Origin of the sequence: Actimicrobium sp. CCI2.3, from assembly GCF_035019065.1 — a bacterium.
GTDB lineage: Bacteria > Pseudomonadota > Gammaproteobacteria > Burkholderiales > Burkholderiaceae_D > Actimicrobium.
Genome location: NZ_JASJWR010000089.1, coordinates 1 through 752, shown reverse-complemented (window position 1 = coordinate 752; position 752 = coordinate 1). Strand labels below are relative to the sequence as shown.

General features: G+C 54.9%; 2 tRNA genes. Both read left to right on the top strand.

The features are described 5' to 3' along the window. Window positions 1–76 (top strand) — tRNA-Glu (locus QN370_RS20575). A 211-nt stretch (window positions 77–287) separates the two neighbouring features. After that, window positions 288–363 (top strand) — tRNA-Glu (locus QN370_RS20570). Window positions 364–752: the final 389 nt, after the last annotated feature.

The window sequence follows — 752 nt, the reverse complement described above, 5'->3', positions numbered from 1 at the left end:
GTCCCCATCGTCTAGAGGCCTAGGACATCACCCTTTCACGGTGAGTACAGGGGTTCGAATCCCCTTGGGGACACCAAGATAAAAAAATAGCCACACGCAGTGTGGCAATTTTTTTTGTAGCAGAAGTATCAAAAGACCACGTGCATGCACGTGGGGGGGATTCGAAGGGTTCGGCTTGCAAGCCGAACCGCGGCCCGCAGCATGTGGGCGAATCCCCTTGGGAGAGCTTCAAAGAAGCTTGCAACACCAGCAGTAAAAAGCACCACCGGCCAGCACGGACAGTTTCTGTCCCCATCGTCTAGAGGCCTAGGACATCACCCTTTCACGGTGAGTACAGGGGTTCGAATCCCCTTGGGGACACCAAAATAAAAAATAGTCACACGCAAGTGTGACTATTTTTTTTCCGACTACGCCTCAAAAGACCACGCGCATGCGCGTGGAGGGGATTCGAAGGGTTCGGCTTGCAAGCCGAACCGCGGCCCGCAGAATGTGGGCGAATCCCCTTGGGGGCACCGAGTCAAAATCTTCCGCCTGTGAGCGCATCCAATCTTTCCGACCACGCCTCAAAAGACCACGCGCATGCGCATGGAGGGGATTCGAAGGTCAAATCGTAGGGTGCAATAACCGCAGGGCATTGCACCGAATGAACTGACTACGGTAACTGATTCCGTATGTGCTCCGCCACGACCTAGCCGGGGGCGGCCCGGCAGCCGGTCACTTCTTTTTGCTTCGCCAAAAAGAAGTAACCAAGA